The sequence below is a fragment of the Shewanella sp. SM23 genome, from assembly GCF_025654295.1.
In the GTDB taxonomy this organism is placed as follows: Bacteria; Pseudomonadota; Gammaproteobacteria; order Enterobacterales; family Shewanellaceae; genus Shewanella; species Shewanella oncorhynchi.
The window spans coordinates 1-756 of record NZ_JAKKRM010000062.1 but is presented as its reverse complement, the minus strand read 5'-3'; the positions used below and the strand labels follow the sequence as shown (position 1 = coordinate 756).

The 756-nt window shown below is 50.1% G+C and carries 1 protein-coding gene; it reads left to right on the top strand.

Features of this window, described 5'->3' with window-relative positions; translation table 11 throughout:
* Positions 1-105: 105 nt before the first annotated feature.
* The coding region (locus L5L98_RS22285) for an IS4 family transposase (RefSeq protein ID WP_263143582.1) at positions 106-756 on the top strand (651 nt) is incomplete at its 3' end.

Below are 756 nucleotides of genomic sequence, written 5' to 3'. Positions count from 1 at the left end.
CTGTCTCTTCTACACAAATCCCTCGGTTTGCCCCGGGGGATTTTTTTGAACCATTTTTAATTAACCTGATCTGATCCTGACCTTTTGTTTCAGATACCACATGCCATGTTTTTAAGTGAACCATCACTCTGGGCACAGAGCATTTTTCAGCGCGCAAAATTAGGGGATGTACGAAGGACCAAACGGCTTGTACAGTTGGCGGCTCAACTTGCAGCTCATACAGGACAATCTATCGTGCAATCTCTTTCATCCAGTGCAGACATTGAAGCCGCTTATCGCTTTGTCCGTAACGAGCATATCAGTCCGGCAGCGATTGCTGAGGCAGGTTTTGCTGCCACAGTGCAAGCCTGCGAACCATTTGACTGCCTACTGGCGCTGGAAGACACCACGTCGTTGGAGTTCACCCACCCAAGTGTCGTGGAAGAACTTGGACATACCACGTCCCACAAACATTCCAGCGGGCTGGAAGCGCACACGGTTTTATTGTTTGCACCCAAGGCGCAGCAGGTCGTTGGACTGATTGAGCAGCATCGCTGGGCACGCGACCGCGAAGCCTATGGCCAGAAAAAACAACGTGCCAAACGTGATTATGAACAGAAAGAAAGTTACAAATGGCAACGGGCTTCAGCAGCGATGGCGACTCGCTTGGGACCACAGATGCAGAAGGTGATTTCGGTTTGTGACCGTGAAGCCGATATCATCGAATACCTGCGCTTTAAAACCGACACACAACAACGGTTTATTGTGCGCTCGATG